General features: G+C 40.1%; 18 protein-coding genes. 1 reads left to right on the top strand and 17 read right to left on the bottom strand.

The window, feature by feature from the left end:
* Window positions 1-22: 22 nt before the first annotated feature.
* From buk to FS458_RS07595, 4 genes are all read right to left on the bottom strand, one after another.
* Entirely contained in the window at window positions 23-1,135 is a 1,113-nt protein-coding gene (buk, locus tag FS458_RS07610) for a butyrate kinase (protein WP_144699181.1), read from the bottom strand.
* A 27-nt stretch (window positions 1,136-1,162) separates the two neighbouring features.
* Window positions 1,163-2,263 (bottom strand): branched-chain amino acid dehydrogenase, encoded by a 1,101-nt coding sequence (gene bcd / locus FS458_RS07605; RefSeq protein ID WP_144699179.1) that lies wholly within the window; start codon window positions 2,261-2,263, stop codon window positions 1,163-1,165.
* Between the two features lie 19 nt (window positions 2,264-2,282).
* Window positions 2,283-3,188 carry a phosphate butyryltransferase gene (yqiS, locus tag FS458_RS07600; RefSeq protein ID WP_144699177.1) on the bottom strand — a complete coding sequence of 302 codons (906 nt, stop codon included), beginning with the start codon at window positions 3,186-3,188 and terminating at the stop codon, window positions 2,283-2,285.
* 131 nt (window positions 3,189-3,319) lie between these two features.
* Entirely contained in the window at window positions 3,320-5,377 is a 2,058-nt protein-coding gene (locus FS458_RS07595) for a sigma 54-interacting transcriptional regulator (RefSeq protein ID WP_425589494.1), read from the bottom strand.
* A gap of 145 nt (window positions 5,378-5,522) precedes the next feature.
* On the opposite strand from FS458_RS07595, the gene FS458_RS07590 reads away from it, so the two are divergent.
* Window positions 5,523-5,759 carry a DUF2627 domain-containing protein gene (locus tag FS458_RS07590; RefSeq protein WP_144699175.1) on the top strand — a complete coding sequence of 79 codons (237 nt, stop codon included), beginning with the start codon at window positions 5,523-5,525 and terminating at the stop codon, window positions 5,757-5,759.
* A gap of 43 nt (window positions 5,760-5,802) precedes the next feature.
* On the opposite strand, the gene spo0A is transcribed toward FS458_RS07590, so the two are convergent.
* The 13 genes from spo0A to FS458_RS07525 form a co-directional block, all read right to left on the bottom strand.
* Window positions 5,803-6,606: a sporulation transcription factor Spo0A gene (spo0A, locus tag FS458_RS07585; RefSeq protein WP_144703396.1), complete on the bottom strand. Its 804-nt coding sequence runs from the start codon at window positions 6,604-6,606 to the stop codon at window positions 5,803-5,805.
* Window positions 6,607-6,933: 327 nt separating this feature from the next.
* The gene (spoIVB, locus tag FS458_RS07580) at window positions 6,934-8,220 is read right to left on the bottom strand and encodes a SpoIVB peptidase (protein WP_144699173.1); all 1,287 of its coding nucleotides are present in this window, start codon (window positions 8,218-8,220) and stop codon (window positions 6,934-6,936) included.
* Window positions 8,221-8,355: 135 nt separating this feature from the next.
* Window positions 8,356-10,053, bottom strand: coding sequence for a DNA repair protein RecN (recN, locus tag FS458_RS07575; protein WP_144699171.1), 1,698 nt, complete (start codon window positions 10,051-10,053; stop codon window positions 8,356-8,358).
* Between the two features lie 24 nt (window positions 10,054-10,077).
* Entirely contained in the window at window positions 10,078-10,527 is a 450-nt protein-coding gene (ahrC, locus tag FS458_RS07570; protein ID WP_144699169.1) for a transcriptional regulator AhrC/ArgR, read from the bottom strand.
* Window positions 10,528-10,634: 107 nt separating this feature from the next.
* Window positions 10,635-11,453: a TlyA family RNA methyltransferase gene (locus tag FS458_RS07565; protein ID WP_144699167.1), complete on the bottom strand. Its 819-nt coding sequence runs from the start codon at window positions 11,451-11,453 to the stop codon at window positions 10,635-10,637.
* On the bottom strand, window positions 11,450-13,348 hold the full coding sequence (gene dxs, locus FS458_RS07560; RefSeq protein WP_144699165.1) for a 1-deoxy-D-xylulose-5-phosphate synthase: 1,899 nt from the start codon (window positions 13,346-13,348) through the stop codon (window positions 11,450-11,452). The genes FS458_RS07565 and dxs overlap by 4 nt, the downstream gene beginning before the upstream one ends.
* 20 nt (window positions 13,349-13,368) lie before the next feature.
* Entirely contained in the window at window positions 13,369-13,965 is a 597-nt protein-coding gene (locus FS458_RS07555) for a hypothetical protein (protein WP_066396012.1), read from the bottom strand.
* 695 nt (window positions 13,966-14,660) lie between these two features.
* Window positions 14,661-15,542: a polyprenyl synthetase family protein gene (locus tag FS458_RS07550; RefSeq protein WP_231607256.1), complete on the bottom strand. Its 882-nt coding sequence runs from the start codon at window positions 15,540-15,542 to the stop codon at window positions 14,661-14,663.
* Window positions 15,539-15,778 (bottom strand): exodeoxyribonuclease VII small subunit, encoded by a 240-nt coding sequence (locus FS458_RS07545; protein ID WP_066396014.1) that lies wholly within the window; start codon window positions 15,776-15,778, stop codon window positions 15,539-15,541. Before FS458_RS07545 ends, FS458_RS07550 begins: the two co-directional genes overlap by 4 nt.
* The gene (gene xseA, locus FS458_RS07540) at window positions 15,771-17,132 is read right to left on the bottom strand and encodes an exodeoxyribonuclease VII large subunit (RefSeq protein ID WP_144699163.1); all 1,362 of its coding nucleotides are present in this window, start codon (window positions 17,130-17,132) and stop codon (window positions 15,771-15,773) included. Before xseA ends, FS458_RS07545 begins: the two co-directional genes overlap by 8 nt.
* The gene (gene folD / locus FS458_RS07535) at window positions 17,132-17,995 is read right to left on the bottom strand and encodes a bifunctional methylenetetrahydrofolate dehydrogenase/methenyltetrahydrofolate cyclohydrolase FolD (RefSeq protein WP_144699161.1); all 864 of its coding nucleotides are present in this window, start codon (window positions 17,993-17,995) and stop codon (window positions 17,132-17,134) included. Before folD ends, xseA begins: the two co-directional genes overlap by 1 nt.
* A gap of 40 nt (window positions 17,996-18,035) precedes the next feature.
* On the bottom strand, window positions 18,036-18,431 hold the full coding sequence (nusB, locus tag FS458_RS07530; protein WP_144699159.1) for a transcription antitermination factor NusB: 396 nt from the start codon (window positions 18,429-18,431) through the stop codon (window positions 18,036-18,038).
* A 616-nt stretch (window positions 18,432-19,047) separates the two neighbouring features.
* The gene (locus FS458_RS07525) at window positions 19,048-19,455 is read right to left on the bottom strand and encodes an Asp23/Gls24 family envelope stress response protein (RefSeq protein ID WP_137788933.1); all 408 of its coding nucleotides are present in this window, start codon (window positions 19,453-19,455) and stop codon (window positions 19,048-19,050) included.
* Window positions 19,456-19,467: the final 12 nt, after the last annotated feature.

Here is a 19,467-nt window from a genome sequence, read left to right as displayed (position 1 = left end):
TCATATCTCCTTTTGCTGTTAGTTAATCCAGTGACACTCTAGCAACTGTTTTTCCACCCGGATAAACTTTTGCTGTTTCTTCTTCTCTTAGTACTCGAAGGCCACCTTCTGCTAACGCTTGAAGCTCATTCTCACCCGGCTGAATGATACAATCAGAAATCCATTCAACTCGGTCAGTTATCTTCTTAACAAATTCTTTTCCGAAAGCGAGACCACCTGTAAGGATGATCGCATCAACTTGTCCATAGAGAACGGTACTTGCTGATCCGATCTCTTTTGCGACTTGATAAGCCATCGCGTCATAGATAAGCTCAGCTTTTTTGTCACCGTTCTCGATTCTTTCTTCAACGGTTCTTGCATCGTTTGTTCCCAGGTAAGCCACAAGACCACCTTGGCCAACGAGCTTCTTCATCACTTCTTCTGCATAAAACTCACCAGAGAAGCAGAGTGAGACCAAATCACCTATCGGAACAGTGCCTGCACGTTCAGGAGAGAAAGGTCCCTCTCCATGCAGTCCGTTGTTTACATCGATCACTCTTCCGTCCTTATGGACACCTACCGTGATCCCCCCGCCCATGTGAACGACAATAAGCCGTAGAGCTTCGTATGATTTATTCAACTGTTTCGCTACGCGTCGAGCAACAGCTTTTTGATTAAGCGCGTGAAAAATACTCTTTCTTTCCATTTCGGGAACACCCGAAATTCTTGCGATCTCATCCATCTCATCGACGACAACTGGATCTACGATAAAAGATGGGATATTCAGACCTTCTGCTATTTCGAATGCGAGGATTCCACCTAAATTCGAAGCATGTTCACCAGCGTAACCATTTTTCAGATCCTTGAGCATCGGTTCATTAACGCTGTACGTACCGCCTTCGATCGGTCTTAACAAACCGCCACGGCCGACCACACAACTTAATTTTGAAATATTGATGCCTTCGTAGTCTAAAGCTTCTAAGATCGTTTCTTTTCTAAAAGTATACTGATCAATAACAGAATCAAACGAATGGATGGTTTCTGTATCATGACGGATCGTTTTTTCAAATACTGGCCGTTCGTTATCGAAAATTCCAATCTTAGTAGAGGTTGACCCCGGATTGATCACTAGTATGCGAAATTCTTTTTGATGCACGTTTCAAACCTCCATTGATACGAACTCTTAACGAGATCGGTTAGACAAGATATGTCTTTCGTTTAATAGGAACTGACTTCTAGACATTCTCATGCGTTCGATACGCTCTTCTGCAAGGCGATCTGCTGCTAAGTAAGTCGGGATGTTATCACGTTTTGAGATTTCGATAACACTCGCGATGTTGTCATAGATTGTTTCTACTTTTTTCATAGCACGATCACGGTTGTAGCCGTTAAGCTCATCAGCAACATTGATAACTCCACCAGCGTTGATTACATAGTCTGGTGCATAAACGATTCCCATCTCATGAATCGCATCACCGTGACGTGTTTCTTTCAGTTGGTTGTTAGCAGCACCTGCAATAACTTTAGCTTTGATCTGTGGAATAGTATCATCGTTAATAATAGCTCCTAGTGCACATGGCGCAAAGATATCACAATCTACGCTGTAGATCTCATCGATCTCAACAGCTTTTGCTCCGAAATCTCTAACCGCACGTTGTACAGCTTCTTTATTAATATCTGTAACAATCAATGATGCGCCTTCTTCGTGTAGGTGCTTACATAGTGTATAAGCAACATGTCCAACACCTTGAACAGCAATCACTTTTCCTTCTAGAGAATCTGTACCAAACGCTTCCATCGCTGCTGCTTTCATACCACGGTATACACCGTAAGCCGTTACTGGAGATGGATTACCACTTGAACCGAAAGCAGGTGATACACCCGTAACGAACTGTGTTTCTTGGTAGATAAGATCCATGTCTTCAACCGTTGTACCCACATCTTCTGCTGTAATATAACGACCGTTAAGTCCTTGAATATAACGACCGAACGCACGGAACATTTCTTCGTTCTTGTCTTTCTTTGGATCACCGATAATTACTGTTTTACCGCCACCAAGATTTAATCCCGCAGCTGCGTTCTTATAAGTCATGCCTTTAGCAAGTCTGAGTGCATCTTCAATCGCTGCATCTTCTGTTTCATACGTCCACATTCTTGTTCCGCCAAGTGCAGGACCCAATGTCGTATCATGAATACAGATAATTGCTTTTAGACCAGATTGTTTATCTTGGCAGATCACCATTTGCTCATAATCATAAGTTTCCATATATTTAAAAATTTCCATTGTGTTTTCCTCCTAAGTTTTAATTATCAGTGATGACTGAATTTACCGCTAAAGCGATAGAATAATATTTACTTTCTGCTGAATCCGCTCTGGATGTTAGAACGATTGGCGCTTTAGCTCCGCATATTACTGCTCCAACTTTTGCTCGAGCAAAGTAGATCAGTGATTTATACAATACATTTCCTGTTTCAATATTTGGAACAAGAAGGATGTCAGCATTCCCTGCAACACTTCCCGTGACTCCTTTGTGAGCTGCAGCTTCCTTTGATATGGCATTATCTAAGGCCAAAGGACCTTCTACAATACCACCTTGAATTTGATTCCTAAGGTTCATAACCATCAGACTCGCTGCATCCAATGTTGCTTGCATAGCGGGATTGACATTCTCTACGGCAGCAAGCACAGCTGCTTTCGGAACTTCAACACCCGTTCTAACCGCAAAATCGATAGCATTTTGCAGAATCTGAACTTTTTGATTAAGATCAGGCTCTATGTTCATGGCAGCATCCGTAACAAAGATTAATTTTTCAAATCCTTCTACTTCGAATGCAGCAACATGTGATAGCACTTTGCCTGTACGGAGACCAAATTCTTTATTTAAAACTGCTTTTAAAAGAGCAGACGTTGAGATGAGCCCTTTCATTAAAATATCAGCGTCTCCATCATGAACAGCTCTTACTGCCTTTAATGCAGCCGAAGCTGTATCGGTCGGAACAACTTTAATCCCATCTAACGAAACATCTGCGTTTCTTTCTAACCAGTCAGAAATTTTGTTACCGTCTCCAAACAGAATAAAGTGGGCGAGCCCCTCTTTGTACGATTTCAGTATGCTTTCCAAAACCTCCTGATCACCAGCTTCTGCCACTGCGATGACTGGTTTCTCTTGTTGATTTTTGGCTTGGCTCACCAAGTTTTGTAAACGCATGCTATCCCCCCTTGTTAACCGCTTTATTAACAATGCAATTTTCATGCCAACAATTAAAAGTGTTATAAAAGTCGATATCCTAATATGAATATGCAATACCTTGCAGATAACTTGCAATATTTTGCATGAAATTATTTGCGCAGTTTTTCGTCAAGATCATATTTTTCTAATTTATAATAAAAATTCCGAAGTGAAATACCTAGTGATTTAGCTGTTTTCGTTTTATTGCCACGAAACCTCTCTATAGCTTCTGTTAAAATACGTTTTTCAACCGCATCCATTTGTTCAGCTAAGCTCTTTTCATTAACAGCCGTATCGGAGATATCTTTCAGATGAACATCCTTATTCTTCGATGGTTCTAAAGATAACAGCGATATATGACTTCGATTGATCTGTGAATCAGTATGACTCATGTGGATAATCGCTCTGCCTAATACGTTTTCAAGTTCTCTAACATTTCCCGGCCAATGATACGCTAGTAAAAAGTCCTCTGCATCCTTGCTGATATAATCAATGTTTCTTCCATAGTCTTGATTTAGCTTCTGCAGGAGGTGATATGCTAAGAGCAAAATATCATTGTTTCTTGCTCTTAATGCCGGAATATAGATCGGCATCCTGTTGAGTCTATAGTACAAATCCTGTCTGAACGTACCATCTGCGATCATTTTTTCAAGGTTAACATTGGTTGCGGCGATCACACGGACGTTGATCGGAATGGCTTTCGTCCCACCAACTCGTCTGATTTCATTCTCTTGAAGAACACGCAAAAGTTTAGCTTGTGTGTTCTGAGACAACTCTCCCACCTCATCTAAAAAGATGCTTCCGCCGTTGGACTCTTCAAACAGCCCTCTTTTCCCACCTCTTAAAGCACCAGAAAAAGCTCCTTCTTCATAGCCAAACAGTTCACTCTCTAATAACGATTCAGACAAAGCTGCACAGTTGACGCGTATAAATTTATTAAACTTTCTACTGCTCGCATTATGTATCGCATGAGCAAAAAGTTCTTTTCCCGTTCCAGATTCACCACGAAGGAGAACGGTTGCAGGAGTAGAAGCTGCGAGCTTTGCTTGATCGATCGCAAAACTCATCTCTTCTGACGAACCAATTATATCTTCAAACGAATATTTAGCTTCAAGTGTCCGAATGATCTGTCTTGCACGGTTGAGCTCTTCAGTAAGTCCTTTTATTTCAGATACATCGTGAATGACACCTACACTGCCTTTTAATAGACCATCCACGATAACAGGCGCAACATTAACAATCACATCTTTCCGGTTTGGCCCAACTCGTAATCGGGCACCTCTCACAGGTTTTCTTGTTTTTAGAACCTGCATGTGTATACTCTCACCTTCAGATATATCGGTTGTTGCCGGTTTTCCAATCACTTGCTCGGCTGTGTATCCTGTGAGTCTCGTATAAGCAGGATTGATCATGATCCCTTTTCCTTCTTCATCAACTACAGATATAGCTTCCTCAGAAGATTGGATGATCGATCTTAACATCGTTTGGATGCTTTTTAAATTCGTTACTTCTTCTGCCAGATCGACGATTTCTGTAATATCTTTAAAAACAGCAAAAGCGCCAAGCTTTCGACCTTCATGATTTAGGATTGGTGTCCTTGTTGTATAGATTTTGGTGCCATTCGCTAAAATTTGTTCTTGATTAACTTCTTCTATGCCTGAGTCCATAACTCTTGGAAGCTGACTATTAGGCATGACTTCTAGAATGGATTTACCTACAACTTCCTCTTTCGATAATCCTGTCATCTTCTCAGCACTCTTGTTAAATATGGTGATCGTTAGATCTTGATCGATCACAATCATGCCATCATGTGTATTATCTAAAATTGTTTTGAGCTGTTGAAGATGGCTGATGTCTTTTTTATTTTTCGTTTCGTCAGATATGGTTAACAAAAATTGAAACTGTGTTGTAGTCAATCTTCCCGCCATTGGATATTTGGTTTCGTTTAGCAGATCTGCCGTTTCTTTAAGTGAATCAGAATAAACAATTACATCTATTACCTCTTCAGGTGCCGATGAATATGTAAAAACTGGTGTGTTATTAAATTTGGCCGGCAGCGATTGAAGAGGTTCTTGAAAGATAGCTGCAAGTTCAAAAAGTTCGGATTGATTGATCTTTTGAACCAATTCAATTTCTTCTTGCGTTGCCAACAATACGATCCTTTGCAACAATTAGCCCACCCTTTTATTATAACATGCAATATTTTTCACATACTCATCATAGCTCACTATGAAAGGGTTTGCAAACTTATTTTGCATCGACAATAATTTTAACTTTATGTACAATAAGACGAGTAAAGGAGTGAAATTCTTCATGAGCAGATATGCAGCTTTGGTGATTGTATTAATTCCTGGAATCATGGCCGTGATGGGCATTAAATGGATGAGAGACACTTTGTTTGGTGTTTTGCAGTTTCCGTTTCCGTTCTTATGGCTACAATTTATTGCTGGGTTGCTAAGCTTCTTAGCAGGCTTAGCTTTTGTAGGCGGATTCATCTTTTACAGAGACCGCAAAAGAAATAAAGTCCAGTTAAAATACAGAAAAAAATAACCATCCCTCGTACTTGAGGGATGGTTATTTTTTAAGTAAGTAATTATGCCATGACCTTATGTTCGATTCGAAGCTTATCCGCGACCATCGCGATGAACTCTGAATTTGTAGGCTTTGCTTTTGACATGGATACTGTATAGCCGAACAAGGATGAGATGCTGTCGATGTTTCCACGGCTCCATGCTACTTCGATCGCATGGCGTATAGCACGTTCAACACGGCTTGATGTTGTATTGAATTTTTTTGCGATATCTGGATAAAGAACCTTTGTGATCGATCCTAATAGTTCAATATCATTGTATACCATAGAGATCGCTTCTCTTAAGTACATATATCCTTTAATATGAGCAGGAACGCCGATCTCATGAATGATACTTGTGATACTCGCATCTAGATTGCGTGGTTTATTGTTCATTGTAGATTGGAAATTATTTCGATTACTTCCGGACGCACGCTGAACAGTTGATTTTTCTGCTCCGCAGATCTGACGGATCTGACTCGCAAGATTGTCCATATCGAATGGCTTTAAGATAAAGTATGATGCACCTAGGTCTACGGCTTTTTTCGTTACATCTTCCTGACCAAACGCCGTTAACATGATAACATTCGGCTGAGGCAGATCATCGCTAGATCTGATTTTCTCCAGCACCGCTAACCCATCTAAATGAGGCATGATAATATCAAGAACTAAAACATCAGGATCTTTATTCTCTAAAACGGACAAACATTCTTGACCGTTGTAAGCTACCCCAATTACCTCCATATCATCTTGACTTGAAAGATACTCCCTCAAAAGACTAATCAGTTCACGGTTATCATCAGCTAGACAAACTTTAATTTTTTGCACCATTATTTCCTCCCCATCCAACAATTTCTTGTTTTTCCCAATGTAAGATTTCAACAATAAATCTTAAATCCCTTTATTTTGTTTTAAATTTTTTAAAATTATTTTGTTTTTGTAGCAGATAGAGCTGTTTTCTTCAATTTACTTTGAATTTCGACAGTTATTATATTTTCAAAAGTGTTTTTGTCGAATTTTCTTTATATCCCTCATTATACAAAATTTTCATAGGATTGTCTAAATTATCTAAAAGTAAATGATTCAGCACCCATTCCTATTTATATGTGTTCAAAATAAAAAAACCGGTGAGATCTCAACCGGTTTTAAAAAATGTTAACTCGCTTGTTTTGCATCTTTATAGATATTGACACCAGCTTCATCAAGCATCCACTCGATATGAACGCCATAGCCCGAAGTTGGGTCATTTACAAACACGTGTGTAACTGCTCCAATAATTCTGCCATTTTGAATGATTGGGCTGCCGCTCATACCTTGAACGATTCCACCGGTAATCTTTAAAAGCTCGGGATCTGTAATCTTAATGACCATTCCCTTTGTAGCCGGAAACTTTTGAGGAACAGAGCTTACGACATCAACATCAAACTCTCGAACCTTCGACCCGTTAACAACAGTTAAAATCTTCGCTGGACCTTCTTTTACCTGATGAGATAAGGCGATTGGCAATGGTTTATTCCAGTCCCCATTCGATAATTCATCGTTTAACTTTCCAAAAATCCCAAAAGGACTATTTTTTGAAATGTCCCCTAAAACTCTTTGATCGTTGGAAAAACGCGCCAGCTTTTCTCCAGGATGACCGTTAGATCCTTTTTCGATGGAAGTTACGGTAGATCCAAGGATTTCCCCATTGTTTACCTTGATTGGCTTCTTAGTATCCATATCTGAAATAACATGACCGAGTGCCCCATATTTGAATGACGCTGGATCAAAAAAAGTTAGTGTTCCTACGCCCGCCGCTGAGTCACGAATATATAGTCCAATGCGATAAGACTGATCATTCTTGTCCTGCAGAGGAGTAAGTGTTTTATGAAACGTTTTACCATCTCGAATGATGGTTACATCTAAAGGATTTGAAGTTTCCCCAGACTGTTTAACAAATGGGCTTACATCTCCCATTTTTTTAATATTTTTTCCGTTGATTTTGGTAATAATATCTCCTACTTGAATATCGGCAATTTCACCTGGAGATTGTTTACCTGCAGTTGTATTTACGAGGTGATGTCCCACAATCAGTACCCCTAGAGTATTTAATTTCACTCCTATCGATTGTCCACCAGGTACAACTTTAAGGTCAGATAACACTTTTACATTCATCTTCTTTATGGGAAAACTTGCTGCTTCGAGAGTTGCCATGCTATCACCGTTTGTTTTGGCTTGTATCGAAACTTTATGTTCGCTTTCCATTGCGGTTGTATAAATGTTTGTTTCTTCCTGCTTCATGTTTGTTCCAACAGGAAGGGCTTGTAAGACATGCTGTCCTTCAAAAAAGGTAATCGATTCAGGCAGTGCTACATATTCTCGCACAGGAGACAAAAAACCGATTCCCACTAAACTTCCAAGGAGAATAACGCCGATCATTCGCCGAAGTAAATCCTTATACATCATACACTCTCCTCGCTCCTAGCTCACACCCTCACCATGGCTGTACCTTTAATTTAGCCTACGGACCATGAGTTTATAACCTAGAAAAAAGAAAAAGCTATTCCTTAAATGGATAGCTTTTTCATGAATAAAGTTTTATGATGTCTTTTTGATTGACGCTGCAAGCTCTAATAATTCTTGAGCATGTTGCCTCGTAAGGTCAGTAATCTCAACACCAGAGATCATTCTGCCTATCTCATTTACTTTTTCATCCGTTTTTAATGTTAGGACCTTTGTAACCGTTCTTCCTTGAAGTGTGTCTTTAGAGATATGAAGATGCGTGTCAGACATCGCTGCAACTTGTGGAAGGTGAGAGATACAAAGTACTTGTGAACCGACAGAAACTTTATAGATCTTTTCCGCTATTGCTTGAGCGACTCGTCCTGAGACTCCTGTATCTACTTCATCAAAGATAATGGCGGTAATTCCTTGGTTTTCAGAAAAAATGGTTTTCAATGCTAGAATAATTCTGGAAAGCTCTCCACCAGATGCTACTTTTGATAGTGGTTTAAGGGGTTCTCCAGGATTCGGGGAGATATAAAATTCTACAGAATCCATTCCTGTTCTTAAAAACTGATTATCCTCAATCCGCTTCATTACGACTTCGAATTTGGTTTTTTCCATATAAAGTTCTTTAAGCTGTTGCTGTATACTGTTCTTTAAGACTTTAGCGGTCTCTGTTCTCCGCTTAGTCAGCTTTTTACCTGATACCTCAAGTTTAGCAATGAGCTTATCCTGCTTTTTCTTGAGTTCTTCAATATGATTATCTTTGTTCTGAATGAGTTCTAACTCTTTTTTAATTTTTTCACTATAATCGATCATTTCTTTTACTGAAGAACCGTATTTGCGTTTAAGCTTACTTAGTTCATCAAGACGTGATTCGATGCTGTTAAGCCTTTCCGGGTTGTATTCTAATGAATCAAACATATCCCGAATCTTATATGTAAGCTCTTCAAGTACATAAAAGCTGTTTCCAAATTGCTCTTCGTCGGCTTTTAATGATTCATCAAGTGCTGCGACCTGCGAAAAATCAGCTAGTGCACTAGATACAAGTTCGAGCGCTTTTCCTTCGCCATAAAGATTATGGTAAGCATCCTGAAGAGAGCCATGAATTCTTTCAAAATTCGAAAGCATTCTTTTTTCTTCCTCAAGCTTAACATCCTCATCAGGAATGAGGTTGCTACCCGCTATCTCTTGGTACTGATATTCGAGCAAGTCTATTCTCTGCGCGATCTCTTGTTCGTTTCTAGAGAGCTCTGAAAGCTGCTTGTTGATTTCTTTGTAGTCTCTGAAGGTTGATTCGTACGAAATCAGCTCTTGTTTAAAATCCTTATCACCAAAACTATCGAGTAAAAAAAGATGCTTGTCAGGCTGCATTAAATATTGCGTTTCATGCTGCCCATGAATATCTACTAAGGCCTGTCCGATCTCCTTAATGACAGAGAGCGTAACAAGCTTTCCGTTTACTCTGCAGATGCTTTTTCCGTTCTCCGTTATATCCCTTTTAAGCACGACCATCTCATCTTCATCCGAAATCGCAATTCCAAATTCCTCACATTTGTCATATACACGATGACCTGGATGAATATGAAACAAACCTTCGATTTCAGCTTTTTGAGTACCATAGCGTACAAATTCCGTAGAGCCGCGGCCACCGATCAGAAGTCCGATCGCATCGATGATGATGGACTTTCCTGCACCGGTTTCACCTGTTAATACGGTTAACCCTTTACTAAAAGAAACACTCAGAGAATCAATTATAGCAAAATTACGAATACTTAATTCTGCCAGCAATTACATCACACCTTATTATAAAAATTACAGCATATCTAAAAAGCGCTGCGAAACATCTGAACTAACTTCTTTAGAACGACAAATAATTAAGATTGTATCATCGCCACAGATCGTTCCCATTAAATCTTCCCAATCCAGCTTATCAATTAACGCACCAATGGCATTTGCATTACCCGGAAGTGTTTTCATGATAATCAGGTGATCTGCATAATCAATACTAATAAAGCTGTCAGTCAGTGTTCTTTTTAACTTCTGCAGTGGGTTGAACCTTTGGTCAGCCGGAAGACTGTATTTATAGCGACCATCGTTCATCGGCACTTTCACAAGATGCAGTTCTTTAATATCTCGGGAAACAGTTGCTTGCGTTACATTAAAGTTTGCTTTCTTAAGCAGTTCCACTAAATCGTCTTGTGTCTCAATATCATGGTTGCTGATCATTTCACGTATTTTAATATGTCGTTGTCCTTTATTCACTCGTGATTCCACCTCAATTTACACTGTCACATTCTGCCTTTATCTTATACTATTGTGCATAGGATGTAAATTTTTCATTAGTGAAATGATGAAAAGAGCGAGAAATTTTATTCTCGCTCTTTCTTTAATGTTTCATGAGCTGACTTCACAACTTCTTCAATAGTTTTTGAAGTTATCGACATGCAGTCCTCATTATTTACTTTTCCATGCATTAAAAACTCGATATTTCCATCCCCACCCGTTATAGGTGAGAAGGACAATGCAACAGGATTAATCCCTGTTTTGCGGGCAAAATCCGTAATCTCTTCAATCACGCGTTTATGAACTTTAGGATCTCTAACAATTCCCTTTTTCCCGACTTCTTCACGCCCTGCTTCAAACTGAGGCTTGATCAAAGCGATCACATCTCCAGTTGGCATAAGCTGAGTCAGCACAGGAAGAATGATTCGTAGTGAAATGAATGAAACGTCGATCGTTGCAAAGTGAGGGATTCCCTGTTGAAGCTGATCAGGAGTTACATATCTAAAGTTTGTTCTTTCCATCACCGCTACCCTAGAATCGTTTCTCAGCTTCCAAGCAAGTTGATTGTAGCCCACATCGATCGCATAAATATAGGAGGCGCCATTTTGTAAGGCACAGTCAGTAAAGCCACCTGTTGAAGCCCCAATATCCATTCCTATCTTTTCTTTAACTTCAAAATCAAAGGTTTTAAGTGCCTTTTCAAGCTTAAGCCCGCCTCTTCCCACATAAGGGATTACATCTCCTTTAACTTGAAGAGGCGCATCTTGTTCTATCTTTTCTCCTGGCTTATCCATCCGGTTCGTTCCTGAGTACACGAGGCCAGCCATAACAGATCGTTTGGCTTTCTCTCGTGTTTCACAAAGTCCTCGATTGACAAGCAGTACATCTACCCGTTCTTTTTTCATGTAAGAAGACCCTTTTCTGCCTTTCTTTTAACAAGCGTTTTCACTCGCTCAACAAGATCAGGCGTTGTAATTCCGATCTCTTCTAAAAGTTTTGTCACACTTCCATGCTCGATAAAGCAATCTGGTATACCCATTCGATCAATGATCACATTTGCCTGATGGTCAGCCACATGCTCTAATACCGCACTTCCAAAACCGCCTTGAAGAACAGCCTCTTCTAACGTTAAAATAGGCATGTTTTCCGCATAAAGCTCTTTGAGCATTTTTGAGTCAAGCGGTTTGATAAAACGAGCGTTGATCACGCGTGCTGAGATACCTGATTTAGCGAGAATCTCCCAAGCTTCAAGCGCCATTGGAATCGTCGTTCCAAACGTTAGAATCGCAACGTCATCTCCATCTTTCAGCACTTCCCATGAACCAATTGGAATGTTCTCAAACTCTTCATCCATCGGAACTCCTGAACCGTTACCTCTAGGGAATCTGATCGCAATCGGACCATCTTCATATTTAAGAGCAGAATATACCATATGCTGAAGCTCGTTCTCATCTTTCCCCATCATCAATACCATGTTTGGAATATGACGCAAGAAGGCAATATCAAATACACCTTGGTGCGTTTCTCCATCAGCACCAACGAGACCAGATCTATCTATTGTGAAAACAACATTCAAATTCTGTCTGGCTACATCATGAACTACTTGGTCGTAACCTCGCTGCAAGAACGTAGAATAGATCGATAGGACCGGTTTCATATTCTGCGTAGCAAGTCCAGCTGCCATCGTTGTGGCATGCTGTTCAGCAATACCAACGTCAAACAACCGATCAGGAAACGCTTTGCCGTAATCCGTTAGCTTAGAGCCAATGGTCATGGCAGGCGTTATGACAGCAATACGATCATCTTTATGGGATAGCGTCTCAAGAGTTTTACTGACCACTCCGCTGTAAGATGGTCCAACTTGCTGCGGTTTGATCTGCTCACCTGATTCAATCTTATAAGGACCAACGCCATGCCAGCTATCCTTTTTATCACTTTCAGCCGGTTCATATCCTTTGCCTTTTTTCGTAAGAACGTGGATGATTACCGGACCTTTCGTTTTTTTGGCATATGTTAGATTCTCGATCAAGTCATCTACATCATGACCATCAACTGGCCCTAAATAGGTGTAGCCTAGCTCCTCAAAAAACATTCCTGATACTAACAGATACTTTAAGCTGTCTTTAACACGTTCAGCTGTAGCAGCCAATTTACCGCCAAAAGCGGGTATCTTACGAATCAATGATTCTAACTCATCTTTTGCTTTATTGTATTTTCTAGCTGTTCTCATGCGTCCTAAAACGTTGTGAAGAGCTCCAACATTTGGAGCGATAGACATCTCGTTGTCGTTAAGAACAACGATTAAGTCTTTCTTTTCATGACCGATATGGTTCAGCGCTTCTAAAGCCATTCCGCCCGTTAAAGCACCATCACCAATGACCGCAAGAACTTTATCATCTGTTTTCTTAAGGTCTCTAGCGATAGCCATACCCATAGCTGCAGAAAGTGATGTAGAACTGTGCCCTGTTTCCCAAACATCATGTTCGCTTTCGATCCTTTTAGGAAATCCACAGAGACCCTTATACTGTCGAAGTGTATCAAACTGCGATGCTCTTCCCGTAAGAATCTTATGCACATAGGCTTGATGACCAACATCCCAAATAAACTTGTCTTTAGGACTGTCAAAGACTTTGTGCATGGCAAGCGTTAATTCTACAACGCCAAGATTAGGCCCAAGATGGCCTCCTCTAACTGAAAGTTTTTCAATTAGAAAAGAACGAATCTCGGCAGCTAATTTATTTAATTGTTCAGTTTCATACGTTTTCAAAAACTGAGGATCTTGAATTTCTTCCAGGTTCATGGAATATGCCTCTCTTTCCATTAACGCCTTTTCTTCTCTCTTTTAGCAGGCGATAGCAGTTTAATTCTTAATTTTTCCTCTAAAAAATATAATAAACGCCCAACCTGAAAAATAATAAAGGTTGAGTGGTTGATCGCATATGATTTTCCTAGCGCTTTGCCTCCTACAGTAAGTGCAGCAACTACACTGGTGAATACGATTGAGATCAAATACTCAGAGTTTGATCCAGATCTGTTCCCCATTGAAAGTGTAAGTTCTACTACTACTGCAGCAGATGCCGTTCCGCTAACGATCCCAGAGATGTCTCCAATAACATCGTTACAAAAATTCGCTACACGATCTGCGTTTCTTGTAATGATTATAGCATGTCTTGCTCCAGGAACCTTCTCAGAAGCCATCGCATGAAACGGAACTTCTTTCGCAGCAGTTGATGCCACCCCTACTATGTCAAACAGAACCCCGGTTAATACGATTAGAAACACGATTCCCATCCCTATCGCCCACGAAACTCCATTTAACAAAAAAGATGATACAACTGTAAAAATAGCCGCTAACACAAGAGTGATAACGGCAATGCTTGTACTCCATTTGAGTGTTTTAGTAAAGGAATGCTTCATGCATAACTCCTCACTTTTTGGTCACTTTATGTAATAGGGAGTGGTCACCTTATTAAGTAAAGACTGCGGCTTAGGTCCAGTAGGTTTTCCCAGAAGAGTACGAAATGTCGCCATGTTCGCGGTTTCCCTTTACTCTCTTCTTAACGCTGTTGCCAAACGTTAGACTAGATTACCACTTAGTCCGCACTATAATCCCTAAAAGGTGTCAGGGCAGAACAGTCTAGGAGTTTTCCTCAACAGCCTCGCGCACATTCCCTAGCCTCTTTTGCAGAGAAGATTTCATATGGTATAAAGCTCATAATCAGCGGCCAACCGATACAGGCTTTTCACACCATAATCCCCTCAAGCTCCACTCAAGGCAGGCTACGCTGCTCGCCTTCTTTTCCTGTGAACAAGAAAAAAAGCTAAGCAGGTTCAAACCCCATTTCGCAGTAAGGTCTTTTGAACACAAACCGCAAATATGGGGGCCTCCGCGGAAGAAGGGTCCTCGCCCACATGCCATTGTGGATCGCCCTTCAACCTTAACTCCCAGCGATGACCCAAGGCTGGGCGCCTCAAGCCAATACAAGGAACTTCATCGATGTGCCCTTTGGCGGATTTTTAGGCCCGCCTTCAGGAATGGGGGGCTGACTAGAATACTGCACCACTCCAAAGCAAATAATATCATATCATACTTCCAATTTCGCAACAATCTCTTAGTGGTTTCTTTTTATAATGTAGTCAGCGATGGACGCTAATATGCCTGTATTTCCGTTGATCTTGTTTAAATGTTCCAAAGAAATATGTATATGGTTTTCCATTTCTTTCTTTGCACCAATAAGACCAAGAATCTTAGGATAAGTAGTTTTCAGATTAGCCTCATCACTTCCAACAGGTTTACCAATTTCTTCTTGATTCCCTGTTACATCTAATATGTCATCTTGAATCTGAAATGCAATTCCGATATGCCGTGCATAGTTCGTTAAATGGATAAGGTCTTCATCAGAAGCTCTCGCTGCAATTCCACCTATGATCACTGAACATTCAAGCATCTTACCCGTCTTTTTTTCATGAATGCTTTCTAATTCTGTTAACGTGAGGTCTCTGTTCTCTCCCTCTATATCTTCTACTTGACCACCAACCATACCTGTTGCACCTGCAGCTCTTGATAGAACAGCAATCATTTGAACTTTTTGGTCCGAAGTTAAATAAGAGTTGTTTGTGATCAAGCTAAAGCTCTCTGTCAATAAAGCATCTCCGGCCAAAATGGCTTGAGCTTCCCCAAAAACTTTATGGTTCGTTAGTTTCCCTCTTCTATAATCATCATTATCCATAGAAGGAAGGTCATCATGGATGAGAGAATAAGTGTGAACAAATTCAATCGAACAAACAACATCTACTAATTTTTCTATATTCTTTTCAAAAGCTTCCATAACTGCAAGAGCAAGGATTGGACGTATTCGCTTTCCACCTGCAGAAATTGAATATAGCATCGATTTTTTTAATGTTTCTGGAGCATCCAAATTGTCTAAGTATGTGACCATCTTTTCTTCAACCAATGTTTTTTTATCTCGAAGATATTGTTCAAACGCTATCAATGATCTTCCTCCTGAATCGCGAATGGTTCTTCTTTTCCGTCTTCATGCAGAATCGTATCCATCTTCTTCTCAACGTTCTGTAATTTCGTATGACATAATTTTGAGAGCTTCATTCCTTGTTGATACAGATCGATACTTTCTTCTAAAGGAACATCTCCCTGTTCAAGCTTTTCAACGATCTCTTCTAGCTGTATCATCGCTTCTTCAAATGTAAGTTTGCTTGTTTTTTCAGTCATTCGTAAAAGACGCCTCCGTTCCAGTGATGTGACAATCGATCTGTCCATCTTTTAACTTTATCGTTAATGCATCTCCAGCCTTTACCTGTGATACCGATTTAACCAATTCGCCTTTGCCTTGTTTATAGGTCAAGCTGTATCCTCTATCCATTACAGCCAGAGGATTAAGGGAAGAGAGTCTAGAAATCTTGTTAGAAAAATCCCTCTGGTGCTGCCTTACGTGACGGTTTGTTTCTTTTAGCAATGTCTTATGCAGAGAAACGACTCTTTCGTTTGCCTTCTGAAGCTGACCTCTAGGTGAAAACAGTAAAAGTTGACGTTTAACCTGTGAGAGTTGATTTTGATGTTGATCAACAAAACTTCCAACCGTACGTTTTAATTGATCCATACACCTATCTAGTTCTTGCTCTTTTTGTTTGATCAATTGAGTTGGGTACTTAAAAGCATATGATTTTTGCAGTCGCGAAAGATGCTGTTGATGACCCGCTACAAACTCATTCATCACCCTTTTCAAGCGAACATTTCTTTGGAATAATCGATCCTTCAGTTCATCTAGATGAGGCACTGCCATCTCAGCAGCAGCTGTAGGTGTTGGTGCTCTTAAGTCAGCTACAAAATCAGAAATTGTAAAGTCAGTTTCATGTCCCACAGCTGAAATAATCGGCAGATGCGATTGAAAGATTGCTCTTGCAACACTTTCTTCATTAAACGCCCATAACTCTTCTATCGATCCTCCACCACGTCCCACGATGAGAACATCTGATTCGTTCAAAGCATTCGCTCGTTCAATCGCCCGAACGATGGACGGGGCAGCACCTGGTCCTTGAACAAGCACTGGGTATACTGTGACAGCAGCTAGCGGAAACCTTCGTTTTATAGTAGTCACGATATCCCTGACGGCAGCTCCCGTTGGTGAAGTGACCACACCAATCGTAGAAGGAAATTTAGGCAGCGGCTTTTTATGTATAGGATCAAAAAGCCCTTGTTGATCTAACATATTCTTAAGATTTTCATACGCCAGAAATAAATTACCAACACCGTCTTGCTGCATCGTTCTGACATAGAGCTGGTATTGCCCTTGAGGTTCGTAAACAGAGAACGAACCTTGGATTAAAACATTCATTCCTTCTTCAGGTTTGAAATTTAGATGTCTGTTGTTTCCTGCAAACATAACCGCAGAAACTCTGCTGTTTGCATCTTTCAACGTGAAATACAGATGGCCCCTACTATGGAGCTTAACATTGGAAAGTTCACCTTTTACCCAAACGTCTTGTAAGTTACCGTCATTTTCAAATAGCCTTTTAATATACCGGGTTACAGCCGATATTGGAACATACCGATTGTTGTTTTGCATTAATGTACTTCCTTTAACTGCTTTCTCCATTTTGAAGCAAGAACCGTATTGTTCATCAACATCGTGATCGTCATAGGGCCTACGCCTCCTGGAACAGGAGTGATATGCTTTGCTTTCGGTTTAATAGCCTCATAGTCTACATCTCCACAAAGCTTTCCATCTTCCTTGCGATTAACCCCTACATCAATGACAACGGCACCTGCTTTTACCATATCTTCTGTAATAAGGTTCGGTTTTCCTACCGCCGCAATTAAAATATCAGCTTGCAATGTTTGTTCACGAAGATTTTTAGTTCTTGAGTGGCAAAACGTCACCGTCGCATTTTCTTGCAAGAAAAGCTGGCCTGCTGGCTTTCCTACAAGGTTGCTTCTGCCTACAACGACAACATGTTTTCCTGAAATATCTTCACCGGTTTGTTTAACCATCTCTAAAATTCCAAGCGGAGTGCAAGGTATGAAAGCTTGCTCATCTCCTGCATGCATCCGTCCGATATTAATCGGATGAAAACCGTCTACATCTTTTTCAGGCAGAATGGTTTCAATTACTTTTGATTCACTAATATGTGAAGGAAGGGGAAGTTGTACGAGTATCCCATCGATTTGTTCGTCATTGTTAAATGCTTGAATGTATTGTAATAATTCATTCTCAGAAATAGATTCAGGAAGCTCCGTCAATACCGAATGCATACCGAGCTCTTTACACGTTCTTTCTTTTGCTAATACATATGAACGAGACGCTGGGTGATCGCCTACTAGAATAACAGCTAAACCTGGAACAATTCCTTCTTGTTTAAGGTCTTGGATCTCTTTTGCAAGTTTTTCTCTGATCTCTCTCGCAATTTGTTTTCCGTCTAACACAGCCATTCTAAAGTCCCCCTCAAAAGTAGTTGGTTTTATTATTAAATTAATTATTGTTAATATCTTTGACTATCTTTCCTAAGACACCATTTACGAAACGTCCTGCTTCTTCACCGCCAAAGATTTTTGCTGTTTCAATCGCTTCATTCAACGTTACGTTCTTTGGAACCTCTTCCATGAACAACCATTCGTAAGCAGCCATCTGAAGAACAACGCGTTCTACGTTTGCTAGTCTTGAAAAGCTCCATTTCTCTAAATAAGGCGTTAGAAAACGCTCGATTTCTTCTTTCTTTTCAACGGTACCATGAACCATACTTGTTAAAAATTCGTCTGATGGCTCTCCTTCTAAAACATGCTCCATAGCTTCATTAGCTGAGATGTCACTTACTTCAATTTGAAAAAGCGATTGAAATGCCTTTTCTCTGGCAAGTCTGCGTTTCATAATCCGACTTCCTTTCTATTTGCGAACAATTTCTATCTAGCATAATACCATATTGTTAGGACTCGTTACAATCCGAACAATGGACTTACTAACCCTTCCGAACATTCAGTTTTTTTCAATCTGTTAAGGGTCAAATAGTTAAAAAAGTAATTACTAATGTATTATAATTCATTGTTGCTTTGTAGGGAGTTGATTTCTATTACAGGTGCTCGCTTTGTGCGGGGCAGGCGGTGAGCCACATTCGTACGTTTCGAATAAGCGTCTCACCTGCCCACCTGTCCTAGCCTAGAGTCACGCACCTGCCACTCCAATCAACAGTCAAAGAAGAAAAAGATAAAAAGATTTCTACATAATACCAGATGGGGTATCTAAGCTGTTTATTCAGTAATTTCAAGAGAAAATTCTAGAAATTCCAGGCTTAATCCGGCGAGTTTGAACAATAATTAGGCGAGATTTTCCCATATAGCGGCGAGTCGACATCACTTGACTAAAATTGCACTACATATACCCTATCTCATAACATCAACATGCTAACTCTACTTCATCAAACTATTCACTCGTAATATAAAACAAGAAAAAAGATCAAAGGGCAAGTAGAACTCACCCTTTGATCTTTTTAATAATCTACTTCTGGTGCTTCATTCTGTTTTTCTTTTGAATCAAATTGAACACCAACTACGAATACGTTGATATCCGTTGCTTCTAGTGCTGTCATGTCTAGAAGCGCTTGTCTGATGTAATCTTGAATTTTTTGAGCTACATCTGGAATCGCAACTCCATATTTCATTGATACGTATACATCGATTGAAATACCTGCTTCTGAGAGTTCAACTTTAACGCCTTTGCCATGCGTTTTCTTTCCAAGTCGCTCTACTACACCACTTGCAAAGCTGCCTCTCATGGAAGCCACACCTTCTACATCTGAAGCTGCAATACTTGCAATAACTTCGATAACTTCAGGTGAGATCTCCACTTTCCCTAATTCTGATGAGTAACTTTCCATTTCAAATGATAGTTCATTCATCAATTAAACACC

The organism is Fictibacillus phosphorivorans (genome assembly GCF_007673525.1).
Classification (GTDB): Bacteria; Bacillota; Bacilli; order Bacillales; family Fictibacillaceae; genus Fictibacillus; species Fictibacillus phosphorivorans_C.
This window is presented reverse-complemented; position numbering and strand designations above follow the sequence as displayed.

Bases quoted from the DNA above. Each gene is read 5' to 3' on its own strand.
- bcd (WP_144699179.1), bottom strand. From the start codon at position 2,263: ATGGAAATTTTTAAATATATGGAAACTTATGATTATGAGCAAATGGTG.
- FS458_RS07565 (WP_144699167.1), bottom strand. From the start codon at position 11,453: ATGAAAAAAGAACGGGTAGATGTACTGCTTGTCAATCGAGGACTTTGT.
- folD (WP_144699161.1), bottom strand. From the start codon at position 17,995: ATGGCTGTGTTAGACGGAAAACAAATTGCGAGAGAGATCAGAGAAAAA.
- FS458_RS07555 (WP_066396012.1), bottom strand. From the start codon at position 13,965: ATGAAGCATTCCTTTACTAAAACACTCAAATGGAGTACAAGCATTGCC.
- FS458_RS07525 (WP_137788933.1), bottom strand. From the start codon at position 19,455: ATGAATGAACTATCATTTGAAATGGAAAGTTACTCATCAGAATTAGGG.
- dxs (WP_144699165.1), bottom strand. From the start codon at position 13,348: ATGAACCTGGAAGAAATTCAAGATCCTCAGTTTTTGAAAACGTATGAA.
- yqiS (WP_144699177.1), bottom strand. From the start codon at position 3,188: ATGCGTTTACAAAACTTGGTGAGCCAAGCCAAAAATCAACAAGAGAAA.
- spoIVB (WP_144699173.1), bottom strand. From the start codon at position 8,220: ATGTATAAGGATTTACTTCGGCGAATGATCGGCGTTATTCTCCTTGGA.
- nusB (WP_144699159.1), bottom strand. From the start codon at position 18,431: ATGAAACGCAGACTTGCCAGAGAAAAGGCATTTCAATCGCTTTTTCAA.
- xseA (WP_144699163.1), bottom strand. From the start codon at position 17,132: ATGCAAAACAACAATCGGTATGTTCCAATATCGGCTGTAACCCGGTAT.
- FS458_RS07545 (WP_066396014.1), bottom strand. From the start codon at position 15,778: ATGACTGAAAAAACAAGCAAACTTACATTTGAAGAAGCGATGATACAG.
- FS458_RS07590 (WP_144699175.1), top strand. From the start codon at position 5,523: ATGAGCAGATATGCAGCTTTGGTGATTGTATTAATTCCTGGAATCATG.